The 26,951-nt window shown below is 68.7% G+C and carries 29 protein-coding genes and 1 pseudogene; 19 read left to right on the top strand and 11 right to left on the bottom strand.

From position 1 onward, the window contains the following. Positions 1 to 17: 17 nt before the first annotated feature. The 4 genes and pseudogenes from dnaJ (at position 18) to QR64_RS13855 (ending at position 3,295) form a co-directional block, all read left to right on the top strand. Positions 18 to 1,190 (top strand): molecular chaperone DnaJ, encoded by a 1,173-nt coding sequence (gene dnaJ, locus QR64_RS13865; RefSeq protein WP_033096234.1) that lies wholly within the window; start codon positions 18 to 20, stop codon positions 1,188 to 1,190. Continuing rightward, positions 1,190 to 1,308: pseudogene (locus QR64_RS27860) on the top strand (MerR family transcriptional regulator); the annotation flags it as partial. The gene dnaJ and the pseudogene QR64_RS27860, both read left to right, overlap by 1 nt. Before the next feature lies 1 nt (position 1,309). After that, positions 1,310 to 1,591: MerR family transcriptional regulator (locus tag QR64_RS13860; protein WP_235367127.1), on the top strand; the 282-nt coding region annotated here is incomplete at its 5' end. Positions 1,592 to 1,759: 168 nt separating this feature from the next. Further along, the gene (locus QR64_RS13855; protein ID WP_039585583.1) at positions 1,760 to 3,295 is read left to right on the top strand and encodes an FAD-binding protein; all 1,536 of its coding nucleotides are present in this window, start codon (positions 1,760 to 1,762) and stop codon (positions 3,293 to 3,295) included. Between the two features lie 66 nt (positions 3,296 to 3,361). Here the strand turns inward: QR64_RS13855 and QR64_RS13850 are convergent, their stop codons facing one another. The 5 genes from QR64_RS13850 to QR64_RS13830 all read right to left on the bottom strand — a co-directional run bounded on the left by QR64_RS13850 (position 3,362) and on the right by QR64_RS13830 (position 6,969). Further along, entirely contained in the window at positions 3,362 to 3,814 is a 453-nt protein-coding gene (locus tag QR64_RS13850) for a hypothetical protein (protein WP_024101916.1), read from the bottom strand. A 96-nt stretch (positions 3,815 to 3,910) separates the two neighbouring features. Beyond that, positions 3,911 to 4,900 (bottom strand): LLM class flavin-dependent oxidoreductase, encoded by a 990-nt coding sequence (locus QR64_RS13845; protein ID WP_019291024.1) that lies wholly within the window; start codon positions 4,898 to 4,900, stop codon positions 3,911 to 3,913. Positions 4,901 to 4,998: 98 nt separating this feature from the next. Further along, complete coding sequence (locus QR64_RS13840; protein WP_006553021.1) at positions 4,999 to 5,493, bottom strand: flavin reductase family protein; 495 nt, start codon at positions 5,491 to 5,493, stop codon at positions 4,999 to 5,001. A gap of 78 nt (positions 5,494 to 5,571) precedes the next feature. Further along, positions 5,572 to 5,961 carry a nuclear transport factor 2 family protein gene (locus QR64_RS13835; RefSeq protein ID WP_039585581.1) on the bottom strand — a complete coding sequence of 130 codons (390 nt, stop codon included), beginning with the start codon at positions 5,959 to 5,961 and terminating at the stop codon, positions 5,572 to 5,574. A 105-nt stretch (positions 5,962 to 6,066) separates the two neighbouring features. Next, positions 6,067 to 6,969 (bottom strand): LLM class F420-dependent oxidoreductase, encoded by a 903-nt coding sequence (locus QR64_RS13830; RefSeq protein ID WP_039585579.1) that lies wholly within the window; start codon positions 6,967 to 6,969, stop codon positions 6,067 to 6,069. A 31-nt stretch (positions 6,970 to 7,000) separates the two neighbouring features. Here QR64_RS13830 and QR64_RS13825 point away from each other — a divergent pair, with 31 nt between their 5' ends. The 3 genes from QR64_RS13825 to QR64_RS13815 are packed head-to-tail and all read left to right on the top strand — an operon-like array spanning position 7,001 to position 10,190. After that, complete coding sequence (locus QR64_RS13825; RefSeq protein ID WP_006553018.1) at positions 7,001 to 7,882, top strand: alpha/beta hydrolase; 882 nt, start codon at positions 7,001 to 7,003, stop codon at positions 7,880 to 7,882. Between the two features lie 47 nt (positions 7,883 to 7,929). After that, complete coding sequence (locus tag QR64_RS13820) at positions 7,930 to 9,642, top strand: 3-ketosteroid-delta-1-dehydrogenase (RefSeq protein ID WP_039585578.1); 1,713 nt, start codon at positions 7,930 to 7,932, stop codon at positions 9,640 to 9,642. A gap of 29 nt (positions 9,643 to 9,671) precedes the next feature. Next, positions 9,672 to 10,190 (top strand): hypothetical protein, encoded by a 519-nt coding sequence (locus tag QR64_RS13815; RefSeq protein ID WP_006553016.1) that lies wholly within the window; start codon positions 9,672 to 9,674, stop codon positions 10,188 to 10,190. A gap of 25 nt (positions 10,191 to 10,215) precedes the next feature. Here QR64_RS13815 and QR64_RS13810 read toward each other — a convergent pair whose 3' ends face one another. Further along, positions 10,216 to 11,007, bottom strand: a complete 792-nt coding sequence (locus tag QR64_RS13810) for an FAD-binding oxidoreductase (RefSeq protein WP_019291028.1) — start codon at positions 11,005 to 11,007, stop codon at positions 10,216 to 10,218. 197 nt (positions 11,008 to 11,204) lie between these two features. Here QR64_RS13810 and QR64_RS13805 point away from each other — a divergent pair, with 197 nt between their 5' ends. After that, on the top strand, positions 11,205 to 12,758 hold the full coding sequence (locus QR64_RS13805; protein ID WP_039585576.1) for an AMP-binding protein: 1,554 nt from the start codon (positions 11,205 to 11,207) through the stop codon (positions 12,756 to 12,758). A gap of 99 nt (positions 12,759 to 12,857) precedes the next feature. On the opposite strand, the gene QR64_RS13800 is transcribed toward QR64_RS13805, so the two are convergent. Genes QR64_RS13800 through QR64_RS13785 form a run of 4 tightly spaced genes read right to left on the bottom strand, consistent with a single transcriptional unit; the run spans position 12,858 to position 14,749 of the window. Beyond that, positions 12,858 to 13,382, bottom strand: coding sequence for a hypothetical protein (locus QR64_RS13800; protein ID WP_235367126.1), 525 nt, complete (start codon positions 13,380 to 13,382; stop codon positions 12,858 to 12,860). Between the two features lie 55 nt (positions 13,383 to 13,437). After that, a complete protein-coding gene (locus QR64_RS13795) occupies positions 13,438 to 13,716 on the bottom strand; it encodes a hypothetical protein (RefSeq protein WP_039585572.1) in 279 nt (92 codons plus the stop codon). Positions 13,717 to 13,748: 32 nt separating this feature from the next. Beyond that, a complete protein-coding gene (locus QR64_RS13790) occupies positions 13,749 to 14,450 on the bottom strand; it encodes a hypothetical protein (RefSeq protein ID WP_006553011.1) in 702 nt (233 codons plus the stop codon). Next, on the bottom strand, positions 14,447 to 14,749 hold the full coding sequence (locus tag QR64_RS13785) for a hypothetical protein (RefSeq protein WP_006553010.1): 303 nt from the start codon (positions 14,747 to 14,749) through the stop codon (positions 14,447 to 14,449). Before QR64_RS13785 ends, QR64_RS13790 begins: the two co-directional genes overlap by 4 nt. A gap of 138 nt (positions 14,750 to 14,887) precedes the next feature. Between QR64_RS13785 and QR64_RS13780 the strand changes: the two genes are divergently transcribed. The 3 genes from QR64_RS13780 to QR64_RS13770 all read left to right on the top strand — a co-directional run bounded on the left by QR64_RS13780 (position 14,888) and on the right by QR64_RS13770 (position 16,742). Further along, positions 14,888 to 15,466: a hypothetical protein gene (locus QR64_RS13780; RefSeq protein WP_006553008.1), complete on the top strand. Its 579-nt coding sequence runs from the start codon at positions 14,888 to 14,890 to the stop codon at positions 15,464 to 15,466. Positions 15,467 to 15,511: 45 nt separating this feature from the next. Beyond that, positions 15,512 to 16,078, top strand: a complete 567-nt coding sequence (locus QR64_RS13775; protein WP_006553007.1) for a hypothetical protein — start codon at positions 15,512 to 15,514, stop codon at positions 16,076 to 16,078. Between the two features lie 97 nt (positions 16,079 to 16,175). Next, positions 16,176 to 16,742, top strand: coding sequence for an ester cyclase (locus QR64_RS13770; RefSeq protein WP_039585569.1), 567 nt, complete (start codon positions 16,176 to 16,178; stop codon positions 16,740 to 16,742). On the opposite strand, the gene QR64_RS13765 is transcribed toward QR64_RS13770, so the two are convergent. After that, positions 16,723 to 17,883: an FAD-binding oxidoreductase gene (locus tag QR64_RS13765; RefSeq protein ID WP_039585699.1), complete on the bottom strand. Its 1,161-nt coding sequence runs from the start codon at positions 17,881 to 17,883 to the stop codon at positions 16,723 to 16,725. The genes QR64_RS13770 and QR64_RS13765 overlap by 20 nt on opposite strands. 270 nt (positions 17,884 to 18,153) lie before the next feature. Here QR64_RS13765 and clpB point away from each other — a divergent pair, with 270 nt between their 5' ends. The 8 genes from clpB to galK all read left to right on the top strand — a co-directional run bounded on the left by clpB (position 18,154) and on the right by galK (position 26,945). After that, on the top strand, positions 18,154 to 20,709 hold the full coding sequence (gene clpB / locus QR64_RS13760) for an ATP-dependent chaperone ClpB (protein WP_039585568.1): 2,556 nt from the start codon (positions 18,154 to 18,156) through the stop codon (positions 20,707 to 20,709). 67 nt (positions 20,710 to 20,776) lie between these two features. Beyond that, on the top strand, positions 20,777 to 21,706 hold the full coding sequence (locus QR64_RS13755) for a hypothetical protein (protein WP_039585566.1): 930 nt from the start codon (positions 20,777 to 20,779) through the stop codon (positions 21,704 to 21,706). Positions 21,707 to 21,735: 29 nt separating this feature from the next. Next, on the top strand, positions 21,736 to 22,395 hold the full coding sequence (locus tag QR64_RS13750; RefSeq protein ID WP_006553002.1) for a hypothetical protein: 660 nt from the start codon (positions 21,736 to 21,738) through the stop codon (positions 22,393 to 22,395). A 131-nt stretch (positions 22,396 to 22,526) separates the two neighbouring features. Beyond that, complete coding sequence (locus QR64_RS13745; RefSeq protein WP_019291039.1) at positions 22,527 to 23,309, top strand: SDR family NAD(P)-dependent oxidoreductase; 783 nt, start codon at positions 22,527 to 22,529, stop codon at positions 23,307 to 23,309. A 184-nt stretch (positions 23,310 to 23,493) separates the two neighbouring features. Beyond that, positions 23,494 to 24,081 carry a LemA family protein gene (locus QR64_RS13740; protein ID WP_039585565.1) on the top strand — a complete coding sequence of 196 codons (588 nt, stop codon included), beginning with the start codon at positions 23,494 to 23,496 and terminating at the stop codon, positions 24,079 to 24,081. A gap of 86 nt (positions 24,082 to 24,167) precedes the next feature. Further along, a complete protein-coding gene (gene pyrE, locus QR64_RS13735) occupies positions 24,168 to 24,707 on the top strand; it encodes an orotate phosphoribosyltransferase (RefSeq protein ID WP_006552999.1) in 540 nt (179 codons plus the stop codon). A 4-nt stretch (positions 24,708 to 24,711) separates the two neighbouring features. Continuing rightward, positions 24,712 to 25,827, top strand: coding sequence for a galactose-1-phosphate uridylyltransferase (gene galT, locus QR64_RS13730; RefSeq protein ID WP_039585563.1), 1,116 nt, complete (start codon positions 24,712 to 24,714; stop codon positions 25,825 to 25,827). Further along, positions 25,824 to 26,945 (top strand): galactokinase, encoded by a 1,122-nt coding sequence (gene galK / locus QR64_RS13725; protein ID WP_039585561.1) that lies wholly within the window; start codon positions 25,824 to 25,826, stop codon positions 26,943 to 26,945. Before galT ends, galK begins: the two co-directional genes overlap by 4 nt. Positions 26,946 to 26,951 lie beyond the last annotated feature (6 nt).

Genomic DNA, 26,951 nt, shown 5'->3' with positions numbered 1-26,951 from the left:
AGAGGAGGAGACGCCCGGTGAGCCAGCGGGAGTGGATCGAGAAGGATTTCTACAAGGACCTGGGCGTCTCCCCCGACGCAACGCAGGACGAGATCAAGAAGGCCTACCGGAAACTGGCGCGGGACCTGCATCCCGACGCCAACCCCGGTGACGCCACGGCCGAGGAACGCTTCAAGGCCGTCAGCGAGGCCAACGCCGTCCTGTCGGATCCCGCCAAGCGCAAGGAATACGACGAGACCCGGCGCCTGTTCGCCTCCGGCGGCATGCCGGGTGGCTTCCGTCCCGGCGCCGGCGGATTCTCCGGTGGTACCGGAGCGACCTTCGACATCGGCGACCTGTTCGGCGGTGGCGGCGACGGTGGGCTCGGCGACCTCTTCGGTGGCCTGTTTAACCGCGCCGGTGGCGGCACTGCTTCCACCGCCGGCCGTTCGCGTCCACGCCGCGGATCCGATGTCGAGACCGAGACGACGCTCGACTTCCGCGATGCCGTCCAGGGCGTCACGGTTCCCCTGCGGATGACCAGCCCGGCGCCGTGCACCACCTGCCACGGCAGCGGTGCCCAGCCGGGAACGAGTCCGCGGGTCTGTCCGAACTGCAACGGAAGCGGTGTGGTCTCCCGTAACCAGGGCGCCTTCGGATTCTCGGAACCGTGCGACGACTGCCGGGGCAGCGGATCGATCATCGACAACCCCTGCAGCGACTGCCGCGGTACCGGCGTGCAGAACCGCACCCGCACCATCACCGTGCGGGTTCCCGCAGGCATCAAGGACGGTTCGCGCATCCGCCTTGCCGGTCAGGGCGAGGCCGGGCTGCGCGGCGCCCCGTCCGGCGACCTGTTCGTGACGGTGCACGTCCGTCCCGACCGCGTGTTCGGGCGTGAGGGCGACGATCTGACCCTCGTGCTGCCCGTCAGCTACGGCGAACTCGTCCTCGGCGGCACCGTCTCGGTGCCGACCCTCGACGGCCGCGTCGGGCTGAAGATCCCGCCGGGAACGGCCGACGGCCGGGTCCTGCGGGTCCGCGGACGCGGCGTCCCCAAGCGCGGGGGCGGCGCCGGTGACCTTCTCGTCACGGTGAAGGTCGCGATCCCGCAGAATCTCGACGAGAAGGCGACGGAAGCGCTGCACAACTATCTTCGTGCAGAAGAGGCAAGCGGTTTCGATCCTCGAGAGGGATGGGCAGGTGCGTGATGAGCGAGACGAGAATGCCACGGAATCTGTCACCGGATCCCGATGCGCGCGTCTACGTCATCTCGGTGGCAGCAGAACTCGCCGGGATGCATGCGCAGACGCTGCGTAACTACGACCGNGGACTCGTCACCCCGCACCGCACCAGCGGCGGCGGCCGCCGGTACTCGCCGCGCGACGTCGAACTGCTGCGCGAAGTGCAGCGCCTCTCCCAGGACGAAGGTGTCAACCTCGCCGGGATCAAACGGATCATAGAGCTGACCAACCAGGTCGAGGCACTGCAGCAGCGCGTCGCCGAACTCAACGCCGAGGTCGCCCAGTTGCGTTCGACACGCGGCGATCTGGTGCCCATTCCGCGCAGCAACGCCCTCGTCGTGTGGAAGCCGCGCAACAGGCGCGACTGACCGCACCGCGGTCGAGCGCGACTGACCGCACCGCGGTCGAGCGGGACTGATCCGCCGGATCGGTCGAGAACGAAAATCTCCCGCCCAGCGAGACGATCGCCCTGTGAAGCCTCGACGTCTGCCTAGTGTGGCGTGTTCCACACGAACGGTCGACGGAAGGCAACAGTCATGGCGGAGTGGGCGGAAGAATGCGACGTCCTCGTGGTGGGGTCGGGAGCCGGAGGGTGCTGCGGTGCGTACACCGCTGCGCGCGAAGGACTGTCGGTGATCCTCGTCGAGGCATCCGAGTACTTCGGCGGCACCACGGCGTACTCCGGGGGCGGCGGCGTCTGGTTCCCCACCAACGCGGTCCTGCAGCGTGCCGGTGACGACGACACCCTCGAGGACGCACTGACCTACTACCACGCGGTCGTCGGCGACCGCACCCCGCGCGAACTGCAGGAGGCGTATGTCCGCGGCGGCGCCCCGCTGATCGACTACCTCGAGTCCGACGACGATCTCGAATTCATGGTCTACCCGTGGCCCGACTACTTCGGCAAGGCGCCCAAGGCCCGTGCCCAGGGACGTCACATCGTCCCGTCGCCGCTGCCCATCGCCGCCGATCCCGAGCTCAACGAGTCGATCCGCGGCCCGCTCGGCCGCGAACGCAACGGCGAACCCCTGCCCGACATGCTCATCGGAGGTCGCGCGCTCGTCGGACGATTCCTCATCGCCCTGCGCAAGTACCCGAACGTGGAGCTGTACCGGAACACCCCGCTCGAAGAACTGATCGTCGAGGACGGTGTGGTCGTGGGCGCGGTCGTCGGGAACGACGGCGAGCGACGGGCGATCCGCGCGCGCAAGGGTGTCGTCCTCGCCGCCGGTGGCTTCGATCGGAACGACGAGATGCGCAGCAAGTACGGGGTGCCCGGCGCCGCGCGGGACTCGATGGGCCCGTGGTCGAATCTCGGCAAGGCCCACGAGGCGGGCATCGCCGTCGGCGCCGACGTCGACCTGATGGATCAGGCCTGGTGGTCGCCGGGACTGACCCACCCGGACGGACGTTCGGCGTTCGCGCTGTGCTTCACGGGCGGCATCTTCGTCGACCAGGACGGTGCGCGGTTCACCAACGAGTACGCACCCTACGACCGTCTGGGCCGCGACGTCATCGCCCGCATGGAGCGCGGCGAGATGACGTTGCCGTTCTGGATGATCTACGACGACCGGAACGGTGAGGTCCCACCGGTCGGGGCGACGAATGTGCCGCTCGTCGAAACCGAGAAGTACGTCGACGCGGGACTGTGGAAGACCGCCGACACCCTCGAGGAACTCGCCGAGCAGATCGGTGTGCCAGCCGAATCCCTGAAGGCGACCGTCGCGCGGTGGAACGACCTGGCCGCGAAGGGAGTCGACGAGGACTTCGGCCGCGGGGACGAGCCCTACGATCTCGCCTTCACCGGCGGTGGGTCCGCGCTGGTCCCGATCGAACAGGGCCCCTTCCACGCGGCACAGTTCGGCATCTCCGACCTCGGCACCAAGGGCGGTCTGCGGACCGACACCGTCGGGCGGGTGCTCGACAGCGAGGGTGCTTCGATCCCCGGCCTGTACGCGGCGGGCAACACGATGGCCGCACCGAGCGGCACCGTCTACCCCGGCGGCGGCAATCCGATCGGCGCGAGCGCACTGTTCGCGCACCTGTCCGTGATGGACGCTGCGGGACGCTGACACACAGAGGCGGGACGCCNCGGGCCCGGAGGATACGCAGGTATCCTCCGGGCCCGGTCCGTCGTCTCAGGGTCGGGTGACGGCGAAGTCCGCTGTCATGAACGGATATCCGTCCTCTACGGTGGTCGCGACCTCGAAGCCGTGCCGGTTGGCACCGCCGATGTGGGTGCCGTCGCCGTTCGCGACGCCCGTGCCGTAGTTGTTGGCCATGAGCGCCACGGTCGCGTCGCCGGGCATCGTGTAGTCGATCTGGATGCCGAACCCGCGCCGGTCGGCGCTGCTCGCCGAGACCGTCTCGGTGGAGCGGGCCGGCACCACGGTGGCCGGCTCGTCCACCCATGTTCCGTAAGGGTTCTCGGTCGACGTGAGCACCATCGGCGCATCGGTGTCATTGCGGATCGTCAGCGTGATGGTGGGCCCGTCGGTGGGCAGGGAATCGGCGGCCGCAGTGGCGGGTGCGGTGATCGCCGCTGCAGCGGTCAGAACTGCCGCTGCGACAGCGCGGGTGCGGTACTTCATCGTGCTCCTGGCGGTTGACGACTCGTGGTTCTCAGCCGTGCCTGGCCGGCCGCTGAAGTGTACCCGTCGGTAGCCCGATCCGTCGCTCTTCGGCGATCAGGCCGGGACGAGGTCGCTGACCTGCGCAACAAGCTCCAGCGAACGCAGCCACGCGTCGCGTCCGGGAGCCGACGACACGACGATCAGCTCGTCGGCCTGCGCGCGCTCGGTGAACCGGTCGAGGTAGTCGCGCACCTCCTGCGGCGTACCCACGGCGGTGTACCGAAGCATCTCGAGCACCTGCATGCCGGCGGGGGAGTCGAGCAGCATGTCGATCTCCTCCTCGCTGAACGTGCGCCCGCGTCCGACCATCTGGACGACCCGCGCCCGCTTGGTCGCCTCGAACAGCGACTGCGCCTCCTCGGCGGTATCGGCGGCGATCACACCGACACCCGCGATGACGTACGGCTCCGAGTGGTCGGGGGAGGGCTGGAACTCGCGGCGGTACAGCCGCACCGCGTCCTCGAGGGCCTGCGGCGCGAAGTGCGACGCGAAGGCGTACGGAAGACCGAGCAGAGCAGCGAGTTTCGCGCCGAACAGCGACGAGCCCAGGATGTACAGCGGCACATCGGTGCCCTTACCGGGGATCGCGTCGACTCCAGGGATCCGCGACTCACCCTTCAGGTAGGCCTGCAGTTCGAGGACGTCCTGCGGAAAACTGTCGGCCGACGTCGGGTCGCGGCGCAGCGCCCGCATGGTCTTCTGGTCGCTGCCGGGGGCGCGGCCGAGACCGAGGTCGATGCGGCCGGGATGCAGCGTGGCGAGAGTTCCGAACTGTTCGGCGATGGTCAGCGGCGAGTGGTTCGGCAGCATGATGCCGCCGGCGCCGAGACGGATCGACGAGGTGTGCGCGGCGACGTGCGCAATGAGTACGCTCGTCGCCGACGAGGCGATCGTCGGCATGTTGTGGTGTTCGGCGTACCAGATGCGCCGGTAACCCCACTGCTCGGCGAGCTGGGCCATCTTCACGCTGGCGTCGAAGCTCTCACGGGCGGTCTCGCCCTTGCCGATGTGTGCGAGGTCGAGGATGGAGAGGGGAACGGTCACCGGTAATCCTTCGCGTCGGGGCCCGGTATCGGCCGCCGGGCACACCTTCGGAGCAACCTCGACCGGTGACCGTCTATTCCCTCACCTGTCGTTCGGCGTCACCGCCGTTCGAAACCGCCGTAGGTGCCCTGGAAGAACAGGAGCGGACCGCGGGAGTGCAGCGACGTCAGCCCCGTGACCCGTGCCAGCACGATCGTGTGGTCGCCGGCCTCGTACTCGGTCTCCACGGTTGCCTCGACCCGCGCCAGGGCTCCCTCGATCGCCGGAGCGCCGTTGTCGCCCGGCTCCCAGCGCACCCCGCGGAACTTGTTGCCGCCGCTCACCGCGAACGCACCGCACAGGGTGCGCTGGCTCTCGGCCAGGACGTTGACGGCCAGGTTGCCGACCTCCCGGATCTTCGGCCAGGTCGTCGACGTGCGGGCGGGACAGAACGAGATGAGCGGCGGGTCCAGCGAGACCGACACGAACGACTGACAGGCGAATCCCAGCGGTTCGTCGCCGTCGAGCGCGGTGATCACCGTGACACCCGTGCAGAAGTTGCCCATCACGTCGCGGATCCGTCGGGGATCCAGTACCGCGTGTTCCGCTGTCATCGAAACTCCAATCGATCGGCGTTCGTTCCAGTGTCCGTCACCGACGACACAGTGTGCGAACCCTGTCCCGCCGACCGGTCAGCGAACACGCATGTCGCTGGGAGCCCAGACCGCCCGCATGCTGGTGATGCGTCCCTCGTCGTCGAACGTCATGACGTCGATGGGCTCGATCTCGTAGGTCTGCTCGCCCGCCTTCGTGACCACACGGAAGTGGAAGGTCGCGGTCGACCCGGCGATCCGGAGCGTGAGCAACTCGGTGGTGTTCTCGGTGGCCTCGACACCCTTGTAGAACTCGGCGATCGCTGCCCGGCCCACGCGAGGCTCGCTTCCGGCAGGATCCTCGAGGGTGGCGTCGTCGGCGTAGAAGGCGGCGATGTCGGCGGCCACGCCTGCGGCCACTGTATCGAGATAGGCGTGCACGGTGGTGCGGATGCGCTGAGTGCGGGCGTCGGTGTCGGAAACGGTCACGGTCGCTCCTGTGTGGTGCGGGACGAAAGGTGTCGCGTCGACGCTGGCTAGCGACCCGCTGGCGCACCGCATCGCCGTTCTCCCGGCCAGCGGGAGATGCCGACCTCACCCCACCCCGAGATCGCCGAATTCCCTGCCGAACAGGTCGGCGAGGGCGACGAGCTGGTCGCAGTAGTGGTCGGCGGATCCGGCGTCCACACCGGCACCGACGATCGTCGCGCCCGCTGCGATCGCGCGGCCGAGTCGTCTGCGCGTCGCGTCGGGGTCACCGAGCGGGTCGAGCCGCGTCACCGACAGCACGACCTCGAAGCCGGGCGGCGGCTGCCTCTTCGCGAGCATCGTTTTCACGTCGTCGAAGGGGAGCCCGAAAGGTACCCAGCCGTCCCCGAACTCGCACGCGCGTCGCAGCGAACGCGGGGTGCGGCCGCCGATCCATAACGGAACTCGCGGCTGCACGGCGCAGGGATCGACCACCACATCCGAGTACTCGAAATACTCTCCGTGATAGGAGGGTTCGCGTGTCGATAGAGATGCGCGCAGGGCGGCGAGAGCATCGTCGGCGCGTGCGCCGCGATCAGTGAAGGGGGCTTCGAGCAACGCGAACTCCTCCTCGAGCGAACCGACGCCGAGACCGAGGGTCAGGCGTCCACCGCTGACCGTGTCGAGCGTGCCGTAGCGCTTCGCGATCTCCAGAGGATGGTGGTAGCCGAGGACGAGAACCTGGGTGACCAGTCGGATCCGGTCGGTGTGCGCTGCCAGGAAGCCGAGGGTCGCCAGCGGATCCCAGTACGTCCCACCGCGCGTCGCGGCCACGGGCGCCGGTACGGCGACGTGTTCACTGCAGGTGAGGTGGTGGAATCCCGACCGATCCGCGGTGACCGCGATCTGCGACAGTTCCTCGATGCCCGCGCCGGCCTCCCAGTCGCCGGAGGCCCCGGGGACCCGGGTGACGACCGGGCTGGTGATCCCGATGCGTACTGCCGCCATGCGGTTCGATCCGTCGGTCATACGCTCTCCTTCGTCGATCGGTCCGTCAGGAGTGTGCGCTCGGACGGGCTCGCGGAGCACGTCCGGTCCCGCTCGCCGATACACGACCAGTGAGGTACACGATCTCGTCGTCGACGGACCGGGAGGCGGCCTCGCGTTGCGCCTCTACCGTCCCGAGTCCTCCGAGGCCGCGCGCCCGGTCGTCGTGTTCGCGCACGGTGGAGGGTTCGTCTTCTGCGATCTCGACAGTCACGACGAGTTCTGCCGGTCGATGGCGGAGGCTGTCGGGGCCGTCGTCGTGTCCGTCGATTACCGCCTCGCCCCCGAACACCCTGCCCCGGCCGCGCACGACGACCTGTACGCCGCGCTCGAATGGACGGCCGCGACCGTCGCGTCGTACGGGGGAGACCCGGCGCGCATCGTGCTTGCCGGCGACAGTGCCGGTGGAAACCTCGCCGTGACCGTCGCGATCGCCACCTGCGACAGGGGCGGACCGGCGGTGCTCGGTCAGGCGTTGTTCTATCCGGTGATCGACGACGACTTCGACACCGAGTCGTACCGGAAGTACGGGGTGGGCTACTACAACTCCGCCGCGGCGATGCGGTGGTACTGGGAGCAGTACGCACCGGACGGCACCGACGATCCCCGCCTGATCCCCACCCGCGCCGAGTCGCTCGCCGGGCTGCCCTCGGCGGTCGTCGCCACCGCCGAACTCGATCCGCCGTGTTCGTCCGGCGACGACTACGCCGACCGTCTCGCCGCGGCCGGGGTGTCCGTGCAGCACCGCAGATTCGACGGCCTGTTCCACGGATTCCTGACCTTCCCCGCGTTGTCGCTCAGCGAGCCGGCGCGGCAGGAGGTGTGGAAGATGGTGCGCGCCCTGGTCGACGGGCCGGATCTCCCGGTGACCGGGACGAGCGGCTTCGCGTCCTGAGCAACTGTCCTAGCGTCCCGCAGACAACGACGAGAAGGAGACTGTCGATGGCGCCGACATCCGTACCGCCCGTGGCACCCGCCCAGGACACCACCGTCGACCTGCTCGTGATCGGGTCCGGTACCGGCATGGCCGCCGCACTCACCGCGCACGAGGTGGGACTGTCCGCCCTCCTCGTGGAGAAGTCGGCCTACGTCGGCGGATCGACCGCCCGTTCCGGCGGTGCGTTCTGGGTGCCGGCCAATCCGGTACTCACCGCGGCGGGAAGCGGCGACACCGTCGAGCGCGGCCACACCTACGTGCGGACGGTCGTCGACGGCACGGCGCCGGTCGAACGGGGCGAGGCCTTCGTCGACAACGGTGTCGCCACCGTCGAGATGCTCCAGCGCACCACCCCCATGAAGCTGTTCTGGGCTGAGGGCTACTCCGACTATCACCCCGAACTGGCGGGTGGTTCGGCGGTCGGCCGCAGCTGCGAGTGCCTGCCCATGGACCTGTCGGTCCTCGGTGAGGAGCGGGGTCGACTGCGTCCCGGCCTCATGGAGGCGAGCCTGCCGATGCCCACCACCGGTGCCGACTACAAGTGGATGAACCTCATGTTGCGCGTGCCGCACAAGGGTTTTCCGCGTATCTTCAAGCGGCTCGCACAGGGGGTCGCCGGTCTCGCCGTCAAGCGTGAATACGTCGCCGGTGGGCAAGCGATCGCCGCCGGCCTGTTCGCGGGTGTGCTGAAGGCCGGTGTGCCGGTGTGGACCGAGACGTCGCTGGTGCGTCTGCTCACCGACGGGGATCGTGTCACCGGTGCCGTCGTAGCGCAGAACGGACGTGAGGTGACGGTGACCGCTCGTCGCGGGGTGGTGCTTGCCGCGGGGGGGTTCGACCACGACATGGAGATGCGGCGCAAGTTCCAGTCCGAGCGTCTGCTCGACCACGAGAGCCTCGGGGCGGAGACCAACACCGGCGACGCGATCAAGGCGGCCCAGGAGGTCGGTGCCGATCTCGCCCTCATGGATCAGGCATGGTGGTTCCCCGCCGTCGCGCCGACCCGTCCGGGCAAGCCTCCGATGGTCATGCTCGCCGAGCGTTCGCTGCCCGGCTCGTTCATCGTCGACCAGACGGGACGCCGGTTCACGAACGAGTCGTCCGACTACATGTCGTTCGGACAGCTGGTGCTCGAACGCGAGCGTGCCGGCGATCCGATCGAGTCGATGTGGATCGTCTTCGACCAGAAGTACCGCAACAGCTACGTGTTCGCGGCCGGGGTGTTCCCGCGCCGGCCGCTCCCGGAGGCCTGGTACGAGGCGGGCATCGCCCACCGCGGCACCACCGCTGCGGAACTCGCGGCGTCGATGGGCGTGCCGGTGGACACCTTCGCCGCGACGTTCGGAAGGTTCAACGAGGACGCCGCGGCGGGAACGGATTCCGAGTTCGGACGTGGCGGCAGTGCCTACGACCGCTACTACGGTGACCCGACCGTCCAGCCGAACCCGAACCTGCGACCCCTCACGCACGGCCCGCTCTACGCGGTGAAGATGACGCTGAGCGATCTCGGCACGTGCGGTGGCGTGCGCGCCGACGAGCGGGCGCGGGTCCTCCGCGAGGACGGCAGCCCCATCGCCGGTCTCTACGCCATCGGCAACACCGCGGCCAACGCGTTCGGCCACCGCTATCCCGGTGCCGGTGCCACCATCGGGCAGGGCCTGGTCTTCGGGTACATCGCGGCCCGCGACGCAGCATCGTCGGACGCACCGGTCGCCTGAGTGGACGATCCGAAAGGTAGGGAGGGCATGTGACGATCACGAACGGGGACGTCCGTTCCCTCCCGACCGTGCTGTCCCTCTGGGGAGCCGGGCCCCGTCTCGAAGACGGCCCGGTGGACGAAGTGGACATCGTGTTCTTCGCGCCACCCACCACCGAGGCGCTGGCCTGCCGGTCCCGCGACAACCGCGACGAGGCGTCCGGTCGGCTCGACCGGACACTCGGATACGTCGATGAGATCGGGCGGTTGGTCGCCGAGGTCTACGTGTCCGGATCGGCGCGTCCGGTCGGTGAGCACGGTGCGTCCGTCCCGCTCGCCGACGAACTGCTGCATTCGGTTGTCGAACGGTTCGACCTCGCCGATGTGCGGCGACTCCGGATGCGGTTCTACGGACATTCCGCGGGTCCCGGATCACAGACCTGGTCGGTGACCGTGTTGCAGCGTTACCGCACCGATCACGAGGACGTCGAGGACGTCGCGCTCATCGGCACGGATCCTTCCGGATCCGTCGTCGCTCGTGCCTGGGTGACCGTCGCAGCCGATCGCTGAAGAGCCGGCCGGACGTCGGGCGCACTCAGTACGGGTCGTAGCGGATGTTCTCGACCGGGGTGCCGGTCTCGATCAGCCGCTGAGCGGTGGTGCGCACCATGGCCGCCGGGCCACACACGAGCACCTGGTGGTCGCCGAACGCACCGTAGGACGTGACGACCTCGTCGACGCTGCCCTCGAGCAGTTCGTCGGGGTCGGGTCCGAACTCGTCGATGCGCGGGGCGATGCGATCGAACCAGGGGTCGGGGATGTCGGGGATCTCGAGGGTCTCCACGACCGGCACCACCGTCAGCCACGGCAGTGCCTCGGACAGGAGCATGAGCATGTCGGCGGCGTACAGGTCGCGCGGGTTGCGGGCGCCCGTGAACAGGAAGGTGCGGGGCGGATCCGGGTGACGCGCCGTGTCGAGGATCAGCGACCGCAGCGGCGCGAGGCCCGTGCCGCCGGCCACCATGATGACGATGCGGCCGGTGTCGTCGATGTGGAGGTCGCCGCCGCGGGCGGCGCCGATCTGCCACACGTCGCCCGGTTGGGTGTCGGCGACGATCGCGCCGCTCACCCAGCCACCCGGGACCGTGCGCACGTGGAACTCGAGCTTGCCGTCCAGCGACGGTGGCAGCGCGGGGGAGAGGCGACGCGGCAGCGTGGGACGCTGCGGCACGGCCACGTCGACGTACTGCCCGGGGCGGAAATCGACGATCGCGTCGTCGCATTCGAGACGCACGACGGCGAGGTCGTGCCGGAGCCGATGATGTTCGACGACGGTTGCGGTGACTGCCGTTTCGGTCTCGCTCGGTGACGGCGTGGCCGACTGCATGCGTGATCCCCCGGTGGTGTGCTGTGACGTGCCCAAGACTCTAGGCGAGAAGTCGCCGAAAAGGCAGGGTGGAACGTGTTTCAGTTTTCGGTCTCGGGCAGTTATCGTGACGAACGGCAGGTGATGGTCACCACAGCGGAGAACGCCAACCGGTGACGTCACACAACGGACCGTCACAGAACACCGGAAGGACGACCATGCCCGAGGAGTACGCCGACCTCTACCGCCCCGCATTCACGCCCGATCTCCTCATCACCGCGCTCGACCGCAGCGCCGACCGGCCCGCCCTGCACCTCGGTGACGTCGTCCTCACCGGAGCCGAGATGCGCGCCGCCATCAGCCGGTTCCAGCAGGCGCTCGCGTCCGTCGGGGTCGGCCAGGGAACGGCGGTCGCGATGCTGTCCAAGAACCGGCCCGAGGTGCTCATCTCGATGGGCGCCACGATGGTCGCCGGCTGCCGCACCACGGCCCTGAACCCGATGGGCTCGCTCTCCGACCACCAGTACATCTCGACCGACGCCGAGATCGAGACCCTGATCTTCGATCCCCGCCACTTCGAGGAACGCGCCGCGGAGCTGCGCGAGCAGGTGCCGACCCTGAAGAACCTGTTCTCCCTCGGCCCGTCCTCGGTGGGCACCGACATCCTCGCCCTGTCCGAGGAGTTCACCGAGCAGCGCCTCGTGTCCGCGCCTGTCGACATCGAGGACACCTCCTCCATCGTCTACACCGGCGGCACCACCGGGAAGCCGAAGGGCGTGATGGGCTCGTTCCGTTCGGGCGCGGCCCTGAACCAGATCCAGATGGCCGAGTGGCAGTGGCCCGAGCAGCCGCGCTTCCTCGTGTGCACCCCGCTCTCGCACGCCGGTGCGGCGTTCTTCGTCCCCACGCTCCTGCGCGGCGGATGCCTCTACGTGCTGCCGCACTTCGATCCTGCGCTCGTGCTCGAAGCGATCGAGAAGCATCGCATCAACGCGACCATGCTCGTGCCGACGATGATCTACATGCTGCTCGACCATCCCGATTTCGACAGCCGCGACCTGTCGAGCATCGAGACCCTGTTCTACGGTGCGTCGGCGATGTCGCCGTCCCGCCTGCGCGAAGGGATCGAGCGGCTCGGCCCGGTCTTCTTCCAGTTCTACGGCCAGTCCGAATGCGGCATGACCATCTCGGTGCTGCGCAAGGAAGAACACCTCCCCGACGATCCGAGCCGCCTCGCGTCGTGCGGCCGCCCCGTGCCGTGGCTCGACGTCCGCCTGCTCGACGACGACCTGAACGAGGTGCCGCAGGGCGAACTCGGCGAGATCTGTGTGCGCGGCCCGCTCGTGATGAAGGGCTATCTGAACAAGCCGGAGGAGACCGCCGAGGCGCTGCGCGGCGGATGGCTGCACACCGGCGACGTCGCGCGCGCCGACAAGAACGGCTTCATGACGATCGTCGACCGCAAGAAGGACATGATCGTCACCGGCGGCTTCAACGTCTTCCCCCGCGAGATCGAGGACGTCATCTCGTCGCACCCGGCGGTCGCGTCCGTGGCCGTCGTCGGTGTGCCGGATACCAAGTGGGGCGAGGCCGTCAAGGCGTGTGTCGTGCTGCGCGACGGTCAGTCGGTGCCGGTCGAGGAACTGATCGAGAAGGTGCGTGCCGCAAAGGGTTCGGTGCACGCCCCCAAATCGGTCGACTTCCTCGACGCCCTGCCGTTGACGCCGCTGGGCAAGCTCGACAAGAAGACGCTGCGGGCGTCCTATCGCTGACCTCGTTCGCGTGGCGGTCGGTCCCGGCAACCGGTCGTGGTTGCCGGGGCCGGCTGTTTGTCACCAGGACTCGTGGATTCGGAATGCCGCTGTCCTGCCTCACCACTGGTGCGCGACGTCCAGCACCACCCGTGAACCGCTACCGGGACCGTCGAGGGTGAACACCCGGAACGGCAGCCGGGCCCGTACCCCGACACCGAGGGTGGTCTGGCCTTCGAAACTGTTGGCCCACGCCACCTGTCGCAGGGTGCGGTATCCGCTCACGTCGACGACCTCGCGCCGGTTCGCCGGTACGTAGTAGGCGGGCGCGAGGACGACCACCTGGAGGTAGGCGCCTCCGCGCAGCGGGACCTCGAACCCCGATCCGTCCTCGTGGACGGCGGGGACGTAGCCGACGCGGTAACCCGCGGCCGGCCCGGCGAGATCGACGACGATCCGGTCGAAGCACTCGTGCCGTCCTGCCCGCACGGCGGTGAACGGTGAGGCGGCCATCGTCGGGTTCACCTTGTCCAGCGAACCCCAGTGGATGCCGCAATAGGGCGTTGCGGCCGACGCGGTCGGGCCCGTCAGCCCGATCCCCGCGATGACGACGATCATCGCGAGCCACACGTGAATCCTGCTCATGTCCGTTCCTCTGTGTGTGGCTGATGATGGATCATCGCGAGGAGTGTGATCCGCGTTACATTTGAGGGTCGGGACGCTCCTCGACGAGGTCCTCGAAGGTCGTCTCCTTCAGCGACTCGAAGACCGGGGCGACCAGACGGTCGAGCATCGACGAGAACACTTCTGTACCGGCGAGTTCCCGCACCCCCAGCTCACCCGACGTCACCTGCTCGACGAGCTTCGCGAAGGCCGGGTCGCCCGTGGCATCGGCGATCGACCGCAATGACGTGACGATCTCGCGCGACAGGGTGGCATCGCCGCGCGCGACGTCGACGACGATCTCGGGTTCGTCCATGTCTTCTCGATTCCTGTGCGGCACCGTGGTGCTTAGACTGCGGGGAGGGTGGGGATCTCGATGTTCTCGATCTGTGTGAGGTGACCGACGAGCAATCCCATGGATCCCTGGACGGTCGTCCATACGGCGGTGTGGATGCTCATCGCTCGGCTCCACGAATCGGCGATGAGCTTGAGTTCCCGCAGTGAGGTGCCCGCCACCACCACGGAGGCGATGGCGCCGACCCCGGTCGCGCCGACGACACCCGCCGCGGCCCACTTGACGAGGGCGATGATTGCGGCATCCGTTATGACGGAGAGAATTTCGGCGAAGGCCTGGTTCAGTTCGTACATGGCCAGGGCTACCTGTTCGAGTTGCCTACCGATGCCGTGGACGGCCTGCGCCTGCTCGTCGAGAACGGCCGCGAGATCGGTGAGGTACAACCCTGCGGCGTGTGCGGCCGACCCACTCCAGGGGGCGACCGTGCCGTGGACCTCCTCGACGGCGGTCGCGTACTCGCGGTGGAAGGTGGCGAGTCTGTCGACAGCATCGCTCGCGCGCAGCACTGTCGCCCAATCCCCGGCGTAGTACTGGGCAGCCCATGCCCACGGATCGGTACCCACCACGAACTTGCACAGTTCGGCGACGTAGAAGCTCGGGGAGAGGTAGTACAAGCCGAGGGTGCGTTCGAGCAGGTCCGGTATGGGATCGGAGGCGGTGGGTTCGACAAGCGCTTCATCGGGACGGGCGCTCACCAGCCGACGTCCGGGTTCGTGCGCTCGAACTGTGTCGAAGTGGCGACTTCGGTGTCCTCGTACGTCCGTGCGGATTCGGTCATCGCCGTCGCAGCCCGGTCGGTGGCCACGCCCAGTTCCCCGTAGAGCGAGGTCAGCCGGGAGCGGACGGTATGCACACGCTCGGCGACGTCGAGGAAGACGAACCCCCCGATCTCGGGTGCCGTCAGCCATCGGTCTACGTAGCGGCGCGCGCTGTCGGCCTGATCGGCCAGATCCTGCAGATCGCGTGCCGCTGTGCGCAGATCGTCGGGATCCACGTGTAGATACGGTTGTGTCAAGACATCCCCCCTGTCGTGATCGGACGAGAGTGTAGGGCATGGCGACGCGCCTCCAGACGGCCCGCTACAGTGCTCGGCGTGAAACATGGGGGGATCACGAAATCGGACCGTGCACATGTGCGTTTCGAGTTGAAGTGCCGCGACGACGTGAAGTCGGCGCCGGATGGAGCATCGAACCCCCTGCTGACCGTGAAGGATCCACTTCCGCCCTTGTGTCCCGTGCACGGTGTGCCGGAGATCGAACGAGTGAGGACATGGGTCACCACGAGCCGGAAGGTTCGGCACACCCGTGGTCAAATTCGGATCCTCGGCACCGAGGCCGGAGCTCAGGCGAGCACCTGGCGCGCCCGCGCACAGCACGTACCGCGCCACATCTCGTTCGACGTGCCGATGTGTGCGCACTGTGTGCGGGTGGATCGGGTGGCGCGATGGGCGATCAAGTTGTTCCTGTTTGCCGGGTTGTTCTGTCTGCTCGCCGTGGTGAATATGGCGATCATCGGGTTGGGGCGTGAACATCCCGGCGTGGCGACACTGCTGGTGTTCGGTGCCATTCTCGTTCCGACCCCGGCGATCTTCGTCAGACAGATGCGTCAGGGCTGGTGGGGTTTCGAGGCTCCGATCGACGGGTCGGCCCTCGTTGTCGCGTACGCCCACCCGAATTTTGTGGCCGAGACGGAGAGGCGACGCGGCCGATAGATCCTCGGCTTTCACCGGGGAGTGCGGCCTGACATACTCCCTCGCATGGTGAACGGGGACGCCCAGCGGGTCGAGGTGCGGTTGGCAGTCGAATATCCGGGCTCGGGAGCGACGAGCACGCTCGGAGACGGTTCGATGCGACCGATCGATCCCATCCCCCCGATCTGCCCGCGCCACGGAGAGCCCGAGACCGGACGTGTCCGGGTGACGGTCGCGGCCGACGCGTCGGAGCCCCGCCAGGGATCGAACCGGTTCGGTTCGGCGCTCGAGGCCGCCTACACGGTGCAGGTCGCCGCGGTGGACTGGCCTGTGTGCGCTCGCTGCGTCGCCGTCCGCACGCGGTGGCAGATCGCCGCCGCCGCGACCTGCACGGTCCTCGGCGTCATCTTCCTCGCGCTGGTGTTCGCGCTCGTGCAGGGCGCTCCCAAGATCTACGGTCTCGCGCTGCTCAGTGTCTTCGGTCTGTCGTTCCTCCCGATCTACGTCGCCCTGCGGGTGCTCGAACCGAAGCGGGCGTCGCTGGGAATGTCCGTGGCCGAGGACGGTTCGGAACTCGTCATCTCGCAGGCGCATCCGGAGTTCGCGCGGGCGGTCGCGGCGCAGCGGATGTAGCCACCGTTTCCCTTCTCCTGCGGCGTTGACTTCCCGACCGGCCGGTTCATACTCGAACCGGGGGTCGATCGTCTCGTTTCACAGGCAGGAGAGTGCCGTGAAGATCGAACATTCCACTCCGGCGTCCACCTCGGAACTCGGTTCGGAGGAGAAGAGGGCTCTCGCCGTGCGGTCCATGATGATCATGGTCGACGGTGACCGCAGCGTCTTCGAGGAGGTGGTGTCCGCCGATGCGGTCAACCACGAGGCGAAGGACGAACCGCCGGCCGCGAGAGCGCCGGGGCCCGAGGGTTTCTTCGCGACTGCACTGTGGTTGCGCGAGGCCTTCGCGGACCTGAGGTTCGAGGTGAGGCACGTCGTGGAGGAGGACGGTCTCGTCGTCGTCGACTCCGTCATGTCGGCCCGGCACGAAGGTCCGTTCGTGACCTACGACGAGTACGGGCGCGTCGATCAGGTGTTCGCGCCCACGGGGAAGCGGTTCTCGGTGCGGCAGACCCATTGGCTGCGGGTGGCCGACGGCAAGGTGGTCGAGCACTGGGCCGTACGCGACGATCTCGGAATGGCGAAGCAGGCCGGATGGGTGCCACCGAACCCCATCTCGCTGACGCGGAACGTTCTCGCAGCACGGAAGCTGCGCAAGCAGATCAGAGCGGGTCGAAGCTGATGTTCTGACGCGGGGTGCCCGCCGCCGACAGCGCGTACAGCGTCGTGCGGATCATCGATGGTGACCCGGCGATCTGGATCTGACGGTCGGCCCACGTGCCGAACTGCCCGGCGACCTTACCGAGCTTGCCGTACATCGGCCGGTTGAGGCCGGTGGGCGTTTCCTTCACGGGAACCGGGTGCCACCAAGGGTTCTCCTTCTCCTCGAGCACGGGCACGATGGTCAGCCACGGGTTGGTCGTGGCGATCTGCCACAGCGTCTCGAGGTCGTAGAGGTCGCACGGATATTTGCCGCCGTAGAACAGGTGGACGCGCGGGTTGTCACCGCGCATCGCCATCTCCATGATCTGGGCGCGCATGGGGGCGAGGCCGGTGCCGGACGCGATCATCAGCACGTCCCGGCCGCTCTCGCGGTCGACGTGCAGGCCACCGAGCGGTGGGCCGATCGTCCACCGGTCGCCGACCGCGGTCTCGCCGACGAGCGCGGGGCTCACCCATCCGGTGGAGACCCGTCGAACGTGGAATTCGATCTGCCCGTACGGATTCGGCGGGATCGCTGGCGACAGGTACCGCCACATGTGCGGGCGCTGCGGGATCTGCACGCTCATGTACTGGCCCGCGTAGTAGGGGATCGAGCTGTCGGCCTCGAGCCGGATGATGGCCAGATCGGGGAGCACGCGTTCGTGGCCGACGACGGTGGCCCCCCACGAGGCAGGCAGGTCGTCGGTGGCCGCGGCGGTCGCCATCGTCTCGACGACTCCGTCGACGACCTCGGCCCAGGTGCGTTCGAGCGCGGCCGTCCACAGGATCAGGGGAGTGCATTCGCGGACCGCGGCGAGCAGTGCGTTGCCCGCGACGCGGTAGTGCAGCGGCTCGACCCCGTACTTACGGTGGTCGCGCGCGAGCTGGGCGAGGAACCTGTCGACGGTGCCCGGTTCGTGGAGGCGGGCGACGACCCAGCCGACCGCGGTCGCGAACCGCTGTCGCATCGACTCCATGCCGGCGGGGAACAGTGAGCGGATGCCGGTGGACTCGCTCCACATGGCGTTGTAGAACGCCGTCGCGAACCGTTCGGCTCCGGTGGGGGTGGCGATGATCGACGCGAAGCTGAGCTGAACCCGGGCGATGGCGAAAGCCTCCACGCCATCCTCCCTGTATCCGTGCTGCGCGAACGCCGCCACTGTAGTCGGTTGCAGGGCGCCCGGCCACTGACCGCCGGGTCCGTCACAACCTGCGAGCGTTTTGTGAGCAGAATCACTACACTCAGGAAAGTTGAGTGGAACAAACTCAACTTATGATCCGTTGAAGAATTCGACATCACCGAGACCTGCCCGAGGCAGGGAATCGGCTGCAGAATCGACATGGGGCACTCGCCTGCGCGTGGGGTGCACCGAGAAAGAAAGGGGCGCGCAGTGGACTCGTTCAATCCGACGACCAAGACCCAGGCCGCACTCACCGCTGCACTTCAGTCGGCGTCCGCTGCGGGCAACCCGGAGATCCGTCCGGCACACCTGCTCGTGGCACTGCTCGACCAGACCGACGGCATCGCCGGCCCGCTGCTCGAAGCGGTGGGCGTCGACCCGGCCGCGGTGCGCAGGGAAGCCGAGGACCTCGTCCGTCGTCTTCCGCAGACCAGCGGGGCGACCACCACACCGCAGCTCGGGCGTGAGGCGATCGCGGCCATGACCGCGGCACAGAAACTCGCCACCGAACTCACCGACGAATTCGTCTCCACCGAGCACGTCCTCGTCGGCCTCGCCGGTGGCGACTCCGATGTCGCGAAGCTCCTCGCCGGGCACGGCGCAACGCCGGCCGCCCTGCGCGACGCCTTCACGACCGTCCGCGGCAACCGCCGCGTGACCTCCGCCGATCCCGAGGCCAGCTATCAGGCCCTGGAGAAGTACTCCACCGATCTGACGGCGCGGGCGCGTGAAGGCAAGCTCGACCCGGTCATCGGTCGCGACAACGAGATCCGCCGTGTCGTCCAGGTGCTCTCCCGCAGGACCAAGAACAACCCGGTCCTCATCGGTGAGCCAGGCGTCGGTAAGACCGCCATCGTCGAGGGCCTCGCCCAGCGCATCGTCGCCGGGGACGTGCCCGAGTCGCTGCGCGGCAAGACCGTCATCTCGCTCGACCTCGGCTCGATGGTCGCGGGCGCGAAGTACCGCGGCGAGTTCGAGGAACGCCTCAAGGCCGTGCTCGACGAGATCAAGGAATCGGCCGGGCAGATCATCACCTTCATCGACGAGCTCCACACCATCGTCGGCGCCGGCGCGACCGGCGAGTCGGCGATGGACGCCGGCAACATGATCAAGCCGATGCTCGCCCGCGGTGAGCTGCGGCTGGTCGGTGCCACGACCCTCGACGAGTACCGCAAGTACATCGAGAAGGACGCGGCCCTCGAACGTCGTTTCCAGCAGGTCCTGGTGGGGGAGCCGAGTGTCGAGGACACCGTCGGCATCCTGCGCGGCCTCAAGGAGCGCTACGAGGTGCACCACGGCGTGCGCATCACCGACTCCGCGCTCGTCGCGGCGGCGACGCTGTCCGACCGGTACATCACCTCGCGCTTCCTACCCGACAAGGCGATCGACCTCGTCGACGAGGCAGCCTCGCGTCTGCGGATGGAGATCGACTCGCGTCCCGAGGAGATCGACACCGTCGAACGCGTCGTCCGTCGCCTCGAGATCGAGGAGATGGCGTTGCAGAAGGAGAGCGACGAGGCCTCGAAGGAACGCCTCGAGAAGCTGCGCGCCGAACTCGCCGACGAGCGGGAGAAGCTCAACCAGCTCACCACGCGCTGGCAGAACGAGAAGACCGCGATCGACTCCGTGCGGGAGATCAAGGAACAGCTCGAATCCCTGCGCGGTGAGGAAGAACGCGCCGAACGCGACGGCGACCTCGGCAAGGCCGCCGAGCTGCGCTACGGCCGCATCCCCGAGCTGGAGAAGAAGCTCGAGGCGGCAGCCGCCGCGTCGGGTACCACCGCCGGTGGCGACCTGATGCTCAAGGAGGAGGTCGGCCCGGACGACGTCGCCGACGTCGTCGCGGCATGGACCGGCATCCCCGCCGGCCGCATGCTCGAGGGCGAGACCTCCAAGTTGCTGCGGATGGAGGACGAACTGCGCAAGCGGGTCGTCGGCCAGGACGTCGCGGTGCAGGCCGTCTCCGACGCGGTGCGTCGTGCACGTGCCGGTGTCGCCGACCCGAACCGTCCGACGGGGTCCTTCCTGTTCCTCGGCCCGACCGGTGTCGGCAAGACGGAGCTGGCGAAGGCGCTCGCCGACTTCCTGTTCGACGACGAACGCGCCATGGTGCGGATCGACATGTCCGAGTACAGCGAGAAGCACTCGGTGGCACGCCTCGTCGGTGCGCCTCCGGGCTACGTCGGCTATGAGGCCGGCGGTCAGCTGACCGAGGCCGTGCGGCGTCGCCCCTACACGGTGGTGCTGTTCGACGAGGTCGAGAAGGCACACCCGGACGTCTTCGACACGCTGCTGCAGGTGCTCGACGACGGTCGTCTCACCGACGGCCAGGGCCGCACGGTCGACTTCCGCAACACCATCCTGATCCTCACATCGAACCTCGGTGCGGGTGGCGATCGGGAGCACATCATGGCGGCGGTGCGGGCGGCGTTCAAGCCGGAGTTCATCAACCGGCTCGACGACGTCGTGATCTTCGACCCGCTCTCGGAGGAGCAGCTCGAGAAGATCGTCGACATCCAGCTCGACCAGTTCGCCGACCGCATGTCGGCGCGGCGACTGACACTGGACGTCTCGAGCACCGCGCGGTTCTGGCTGGCGGTGCGCGGCTACGACCCGCAGTACGGTGCACGTCCGTTGCGCCGCCTGATACAGCAGGCGGTCGGCGACCAGCTCGCCAAGAAGCTGCTCGCCGGTGAGATCAAGGACGGAGACACCGTCCACGTGGGCGTCAGCGAGGACGGCGACCACCTCGTGATCAGCGCCTGACGGCGCCCGTGCGCGGCCTCGGTGGCAGGAGCTGCCGGGGCCGCGCGCGCCTACTCTGGAAGGCGCTATGAAGAATCCCCAGGATCCGCGCACCCCGCAGGAACGGGCCTACGCACTCGACGAGTCGTCGAACGGGACGGACCCCGACGCGACCCGCGTGCTGCACACCGACGACGCGACCGAGGCGTACGGGCGGCCGGTCACCAACCCGACGGTCGCGTACACCCGCTACGAGCAGTGGGGCGCGCAGGGGAGCGAGTACCAGCCCACCCAGGCCTATCCCTCCCCGCAGGGTCCTCCGTCGCAACAGGGTCCTCCGTCGCAACAGCCGTATCCGCCTCAGCCGGGCTACCCGCCCCCGCACGGCTATCAGCCCACACAGGTGCTCCCCGGATACGACCCCGGTAACCCGCAGACGGCGATGAACCCGGGACCGGGAACGCGGGGGCACGGAATCCCCGGGCAGCCACCCACGGGTCCGGCGCCCGGCACGGATGCCGGGAAGCCGCGCGGCCCGCGCTGGGGACTGATCACGCTCGCCGCGGTGGTCCTCATCGCGCTCGGCGGCACCATCGGGTTCCTGCTCAGCCGGCCCGACGACTCCACCTCGCGGGTCGCGTCGGATCGCGCCCCGGCCACCGTCGCGCCCCCGCCGACGGCGACTCTCCCGCCGGCACCCGAACCGACCACACCGGGACTGCCGCTCGACCGGATCCCCGGCGGACTCGGCGAGGTCATGGGCGACGCGGGCGCGGTCGTGGGCACGATCACCGCTAACGACGGCGGCAGCATCACCCTCGGCGTCATCGGTGGTTCGACAGTCACCGTCGTCCTCACCCCCGACACCGAGATCATCACCCTGACCGGCGACACCGCCGAGAGCCTCGAGGTCGGAGCGACCGCCGTGGCGACCGGCAGTGCCGTCGAGCAGGGACGGATGACCGCCGAGACCGTCGTCAGCGCGTCCCTCCCATCCTTCGGTGGTTCGGGCCGCTGACCCGCTAGGCTGACTCGACGATGACTGCCATGTGGTTCTCTCTGGCCGCGGTCGCACTGCTGGGTGCGGTCGCGCTGCTCTACGTCGACCGGACGCGGCGAGAACAGTCGGGTCGTATCCGGGAGATCTGGGCCAAAGCGCAGGGCTACAAGTACACCTCCGCCGAGGACCACCTGCCGTCCACCTGGCACCGCGCGGCGCTCGCCAAGCAGGAATATCTCGGCGCGATCGACATCGTCCGTGGGGTTCGCCGCGGCGAGGAGTTCGTCCTGTTCGACATCGAGGAGACCGCGACGATCATCGCGGTCCGGCGCAAGGTCGGCTCCGACGTCGACATCGATCTGCGGCTCAAGTCGACGCCGCCGCCGAAGGACCCCGACATGAACCTGCTCGGTTCGATCGGCCCGCGCATCGTCTTCGCCACCGACCTCGAGATCGCGCGACGCGTGTGCGACCAGCGGATGGTCGCGTTCACCGAGTCCATCCCCGACCACGTACAGATGCTGTGGAGCGAAGGCGAGTGGACGCTCGGCTCGATCCCCGTCGGCAGCTCCGGACGCGAATGGGACTCGGCCATCGAGACCGTCGCGCGTTTGTCGGGCATCCTCCACGTGCTGCCGCCCGTCGTGGAACCCGAGGAACTGGACCGGGGTTCGCAGGATCCGGGCCGGCCCTCCGCCCGTCACTGAGGCGGAACGCCGAGGATTGTCACTGAGGCGGAACGCCGAGGATTGTCACTGAGGCGAAACGCCGAGAATTGTCACTGAGGTAGATCCTCGGGAGGTGGTCGCGCGCGTCGCGTGTCGTTAGTGTGGCGGCCATGACTTCCGTCCGCCCCGTCGCGCTCGTGACCGGACCCACCTCGGGAATCGGTGCGGGTTTCGCCCGCACCCTCGCGAGTCGCGGTTACGACCTCGTGCTCGTCGCCCGCACCCGTCCCGCCCTCGACGAACTCGCCGCCGAGCTGAAGCAGAAGTTCGGGGCGGCATCGGAGATCATCGTCGCCGATCTGGCGGCCGTCGACGGTCGCGATCTCGTCGTCGAACGCCTCGGTCGCGGTGTCGAGATGCTCGTCAACAACGCCGGCTTCGGCACGACCGGCGAGTTCTGGACCGCCGATCCGGGCCTGCTGCAGGCGCAGCTCGACGTCAACGTCACCTCGGTCGTCGCGTTCACCCGCGCCGCGCTCCCGTCGATGATCGAGGCGGGCAGGGGCGACATCGTCAACGTCGCGAGCGTGGCCGGTCTGCTGCCCGGTCGCGGTTCCACCTACTCCGGCAGCAAGGCCTATGTCGTGTCGTTCACCGAAGGGCTGGCCGGTGGCCTCGCCGGCACGGGCGTGCGGGTGCAGGCACTGTGCCCCGGCTTCGTGCGCACCGAGTTCCATCAGCGTGCCGGGATCGACATGTCGTCCACCCCGAACCTGATGTGGCTCGACGTCGACGAGGTGGTGCGCACTTCGCTCGCCGACCTCGACAAGGGCAAGGTCCGCAGCATTCCGGGGCTGCAGTACAAGGTGCTCGCCACGGCGGGACGACTGGTGCCGCAGAACCTCGTGCGGAAGCTGACCAACACCTTCGGCAACGGTCGCGGCCGGACCTGATCGGCTGCGGCCGCGACAGCACCCGATCGCCACGGACGAACTGACGGCGGGCGTTGCCAGATCACGGTACGGATACACCGCGCAGGACACGCCGGGTGCAGTCTTCGACGCGGTTCGTGCGCTCGGTACATTTCTGCGCGTGACGTCTGTGGCTGTGGTGCTCTGTGTTGCTGTCGTGGTTGCGGTGGTGCTGTGGTTGCGCGCAGGCGTGCGCCGTCTTCAAACGTTGCAGCAACGCCACCGGGAGAGCCTGCGCCTGCTCCTCCACGAGCTCGACGACCGCTACGATCTCGTGCCCGCGCTCATCGCGGCGTCGGCCGGCGCCGGTGTAGAACGTGAGCGCATCCGGCCCGTCGTCGGCGCCCGCTCGCTCGCCATCGGTGTGCGCGACCAGCGCCTGGGTCTCACCGAACGCGCCGGTGCGGAGAACGCGCTGTCGGCGACGCTCCACGAGCTGATCGGTGGACTCGGAGGGGTCAACCACTCGCCGTTCATCCGGGTCGCCCGGGAACTGCAGACCCGCGAGCAGCGCATCGCCGGAGCCGTCCGCGTACACAACGACCTCGGTGGCGCACTGAACACCGCGGTCGGCGGATTCCCCACCTCGCTGTTCGCGAAGCTCGCGGCCGTCGGACCTGTCGTGCTGTTCGAGGCGCCCGCGCCCGTCGCCGCATCCGAGCCGGCCCGCAGGCACGAGACCGTCGATGCGAAGGTTGTCGAGAACGACGTCCGGTCGGAGTCCGAGGCGACCTCCGACACCGTCGCTGCCTGACCTGCGACCCACAGCGACTAGGCTCGTTCCCCGACACGAGCGCGACCGCACCGGCGTCGCGCCGCCGAACGACGGGTGAGGACGCAATGAGTGACCGCGACGAACTGGCAGCACTGGTACGCGAGCTGGCGGTGGTACACGGCCGCGTGACCCTGTCGTCCGGTAAGGAAGCCGACTACTACGTCGACCTGCGCCGCGCGACCCTGCACCACAAGGCCGGCCCGCTCATCGGCACGCTCCTGCGCGAGCTCGTCTCCGACTGGGACTTCGACGCCGTCGGCGGCCTGACCATGGGTGCCGACCCCGTCGCCCTCGCCGTCATGCACGCCCCCGGCCGGCCCATCGACGCCTTCGTCGTCCGCAAGGCCGCCAAGGCCCACGGCATGCAGCGGCAGATCGAGGGACCGGACGTCACCGGCAAGCGCGTGCTCGTCGTCGAGGACACCACCACCACCGGCAACTCGCCGCTCACCGCCGTCAAGGCGCTGCGCGATGCCGGCGCGATCGTCGTGGGTGTCGCGACCGTCGTCGACCGCGCGACCGGCGCCGACGAGGTCATCGCCGCCGAGGGCGTCGAGTACCGTTCCCTGCTCGGCCTCGCCGACCTGGGTCTGGACGACAAGTAGCCGCGTGGGGGCGCGGGTCCGGCAGACCGTCACGCATCTCGCGGACGGCCGGGAACTGATCTATTTCGACGACACCGAGCCGTTCGTCTCCGGTGCCGCGACCCGCGACCTCCGCGACCGCCGCGACCTGCCGCCGGTCGCGGCGACCTCCGAGATGCGCGGCGACCCGCTGACGGGGGAGTGGGTCACCTTCGCGGCCCACCGCATGGACCGCACCTTCCTGCCGTCGGCCGTCGACTGCCCACTGTGCCCGAGCAGGGCGGACGTGTGTACCGAGATCCCGGCCGACGACTACGACGTCGTCGTGTTCGAGAACCGTTTTCCGTCGCTCGGGGCGCCGTCGGCCGGTGAGGATCTCGTCGACGACGAAGGTCTGTGGCCGCGACGACCGGCGACCGGCCGCTGCGAGGTCGTCGCGTTCACCCCCGACCACGACGCCCGATTCGCCGACCTCTCCGTGCCGCGGGCGCGCACCGTCATCGATGCGCTCGCCGCCCGCACCGCCGCGCTGTCGAAGCAACCGGATGTCGAGCAGGTCTTCTGCTTCGAGAATCGCGGCGTGGAAATCGGTGTGACACTGCAACATCCACACGGGCAGATCTACGCCTACCCGTTCGTCCCACCGCGCTCACGCGCCCTGCTCGACCGCGCCCGTGAGTATCGGCAGCGGACCGGCAGGTCGCTGCAGGGCGCCATCCTCGACGCCGAACGACGCGCGGGCACCCGACTGGTGGTCTCCGGCGACGCGTGGTCGGCCTATGTCCCCGCCGCGGCACGCTGGCCCGTCGAGGTGCACCTCGTCCCGCACCGCGACATCCCGGATCTCGCCGCCCTCGACAAACACGAACGCGACGAACTCGCCGCCGTCCAGCGCGACCTTCTCGGCCGCGTCGACCGGTTCTTCCCCGGCGTCGACCGCGCCCCCTACATCGCTTCCTGGCACCAGGCGCCGGTCGGTGCACCTCGCGGGGACATGCGGCTGTTCTGCCAGATCTTCTCGTTGCGGCGGGCCCCGGACAAGCTGAAATATCTCGCAGGGTCCGAATCCGCGATGGGCGCGTGGATCAGCGACACCACCCCCGAACGGATCGCCGAACGCCTGCGTGAGGTGGCGCCATGACGCTCGCAGAGACCGCACGCGCACTGTTCGCGACCGAGTTCGGCACCGAACCCGAGGGCTGCTGGTGCGCCCCCGGGCGCGTCAATCTCATCGGCGAGCACGTCGACTACGCCGGGGGTCTGTGTCTGCCGATGGCGATCCCGCAGATCACCGTCGTCGCGGTGCGTCGGCGCTCCGATCATTTACTGCGCGTGCGCAGTTCCGGTTTCGACGGCGTCGACCTGGATCTGCGCGACCGGCACGTCGACGGTTGGGCCGCCTACGTCGCCGGCGTGATCTGGACGCTCGACCCGCCGGGATTGACCGGTGCGGACATCGCGGTCGCGTCGGACGTGCCCGTCGGAGCGGGACTCTCGTCGTCCGCGGCGCTCGAGACGTCGGTCGCGGTGGCGCTCGCCGACCTGTGCGGGCTGCCCCTCGGCGACGACGGCCGTGATCGACTCGCCGCGGCGTGTGTGCGCGCGGAGAACGATTACGCCGGTGCCCCCACCGGTGGGCTCGACCAGCGGATCGCCCTCCACGCACGTCCGGGCCACGCGCTGCTCCTCGACTTCGCCGATGGCAGCAGCGAACACATCCCGTTCGACGCGGAAGCCCGCGGGCTGACCGTGCTGGTCGTCGACACCGGGACCGGGCACGAGCTCGCCGACGGACAGTACGGACAGCGTCGCCGTGAGGTCGAAGACGCCACCCGGTTCCTCGGCGTGGAGAGCTTGCGCGACGCCTCGTCGGCGGACCTGATCGACGATCCCGTCCTACGTCGCCGCGCCCGGCACGTGATCGACGAGATCGCCCGCGTTCAGAAGGCTGCGGAGTTGCTGCGGGCAGGGCGGATCCGGGATCTCGGACCATTGCTCGATGCGTCGCACCGCTCGTTGCGCGACGACTTCGAGGTCAGCTGCCTCGAACTCGACACCGCAGTCGACGCGGCCGTCGCTGCCGGTGCACTCGGCGCCCGAATGGTGGGCGGCGGTTTCGGCGGGTCGGCGATCGCGCTGTGCGAGGACGACCGCGTGGACTCGGTGCGGAAGGCCGTCGCCGACGCCGCTGTGCAGCGCGACCTGCCGGCGCCGACCTTCCTGCGCGCCACGGCGTCCGGCGGTGCGCGCCGCTGCTGAAGCTTG

This window comes from Rhodococcus sp. Chr-9 (assembly GCF_000801125.1).
Classification (GTDB): Bacteria; Actinomycetota; Actinomycetes; order Mycobacteriales; family Mycobacteriaceae; genus Rhodococcus; species Rhodococcus pyridinivorans.
This window is presented reverse-complemented; position numbering and strand designations above follow the sequence as displayed.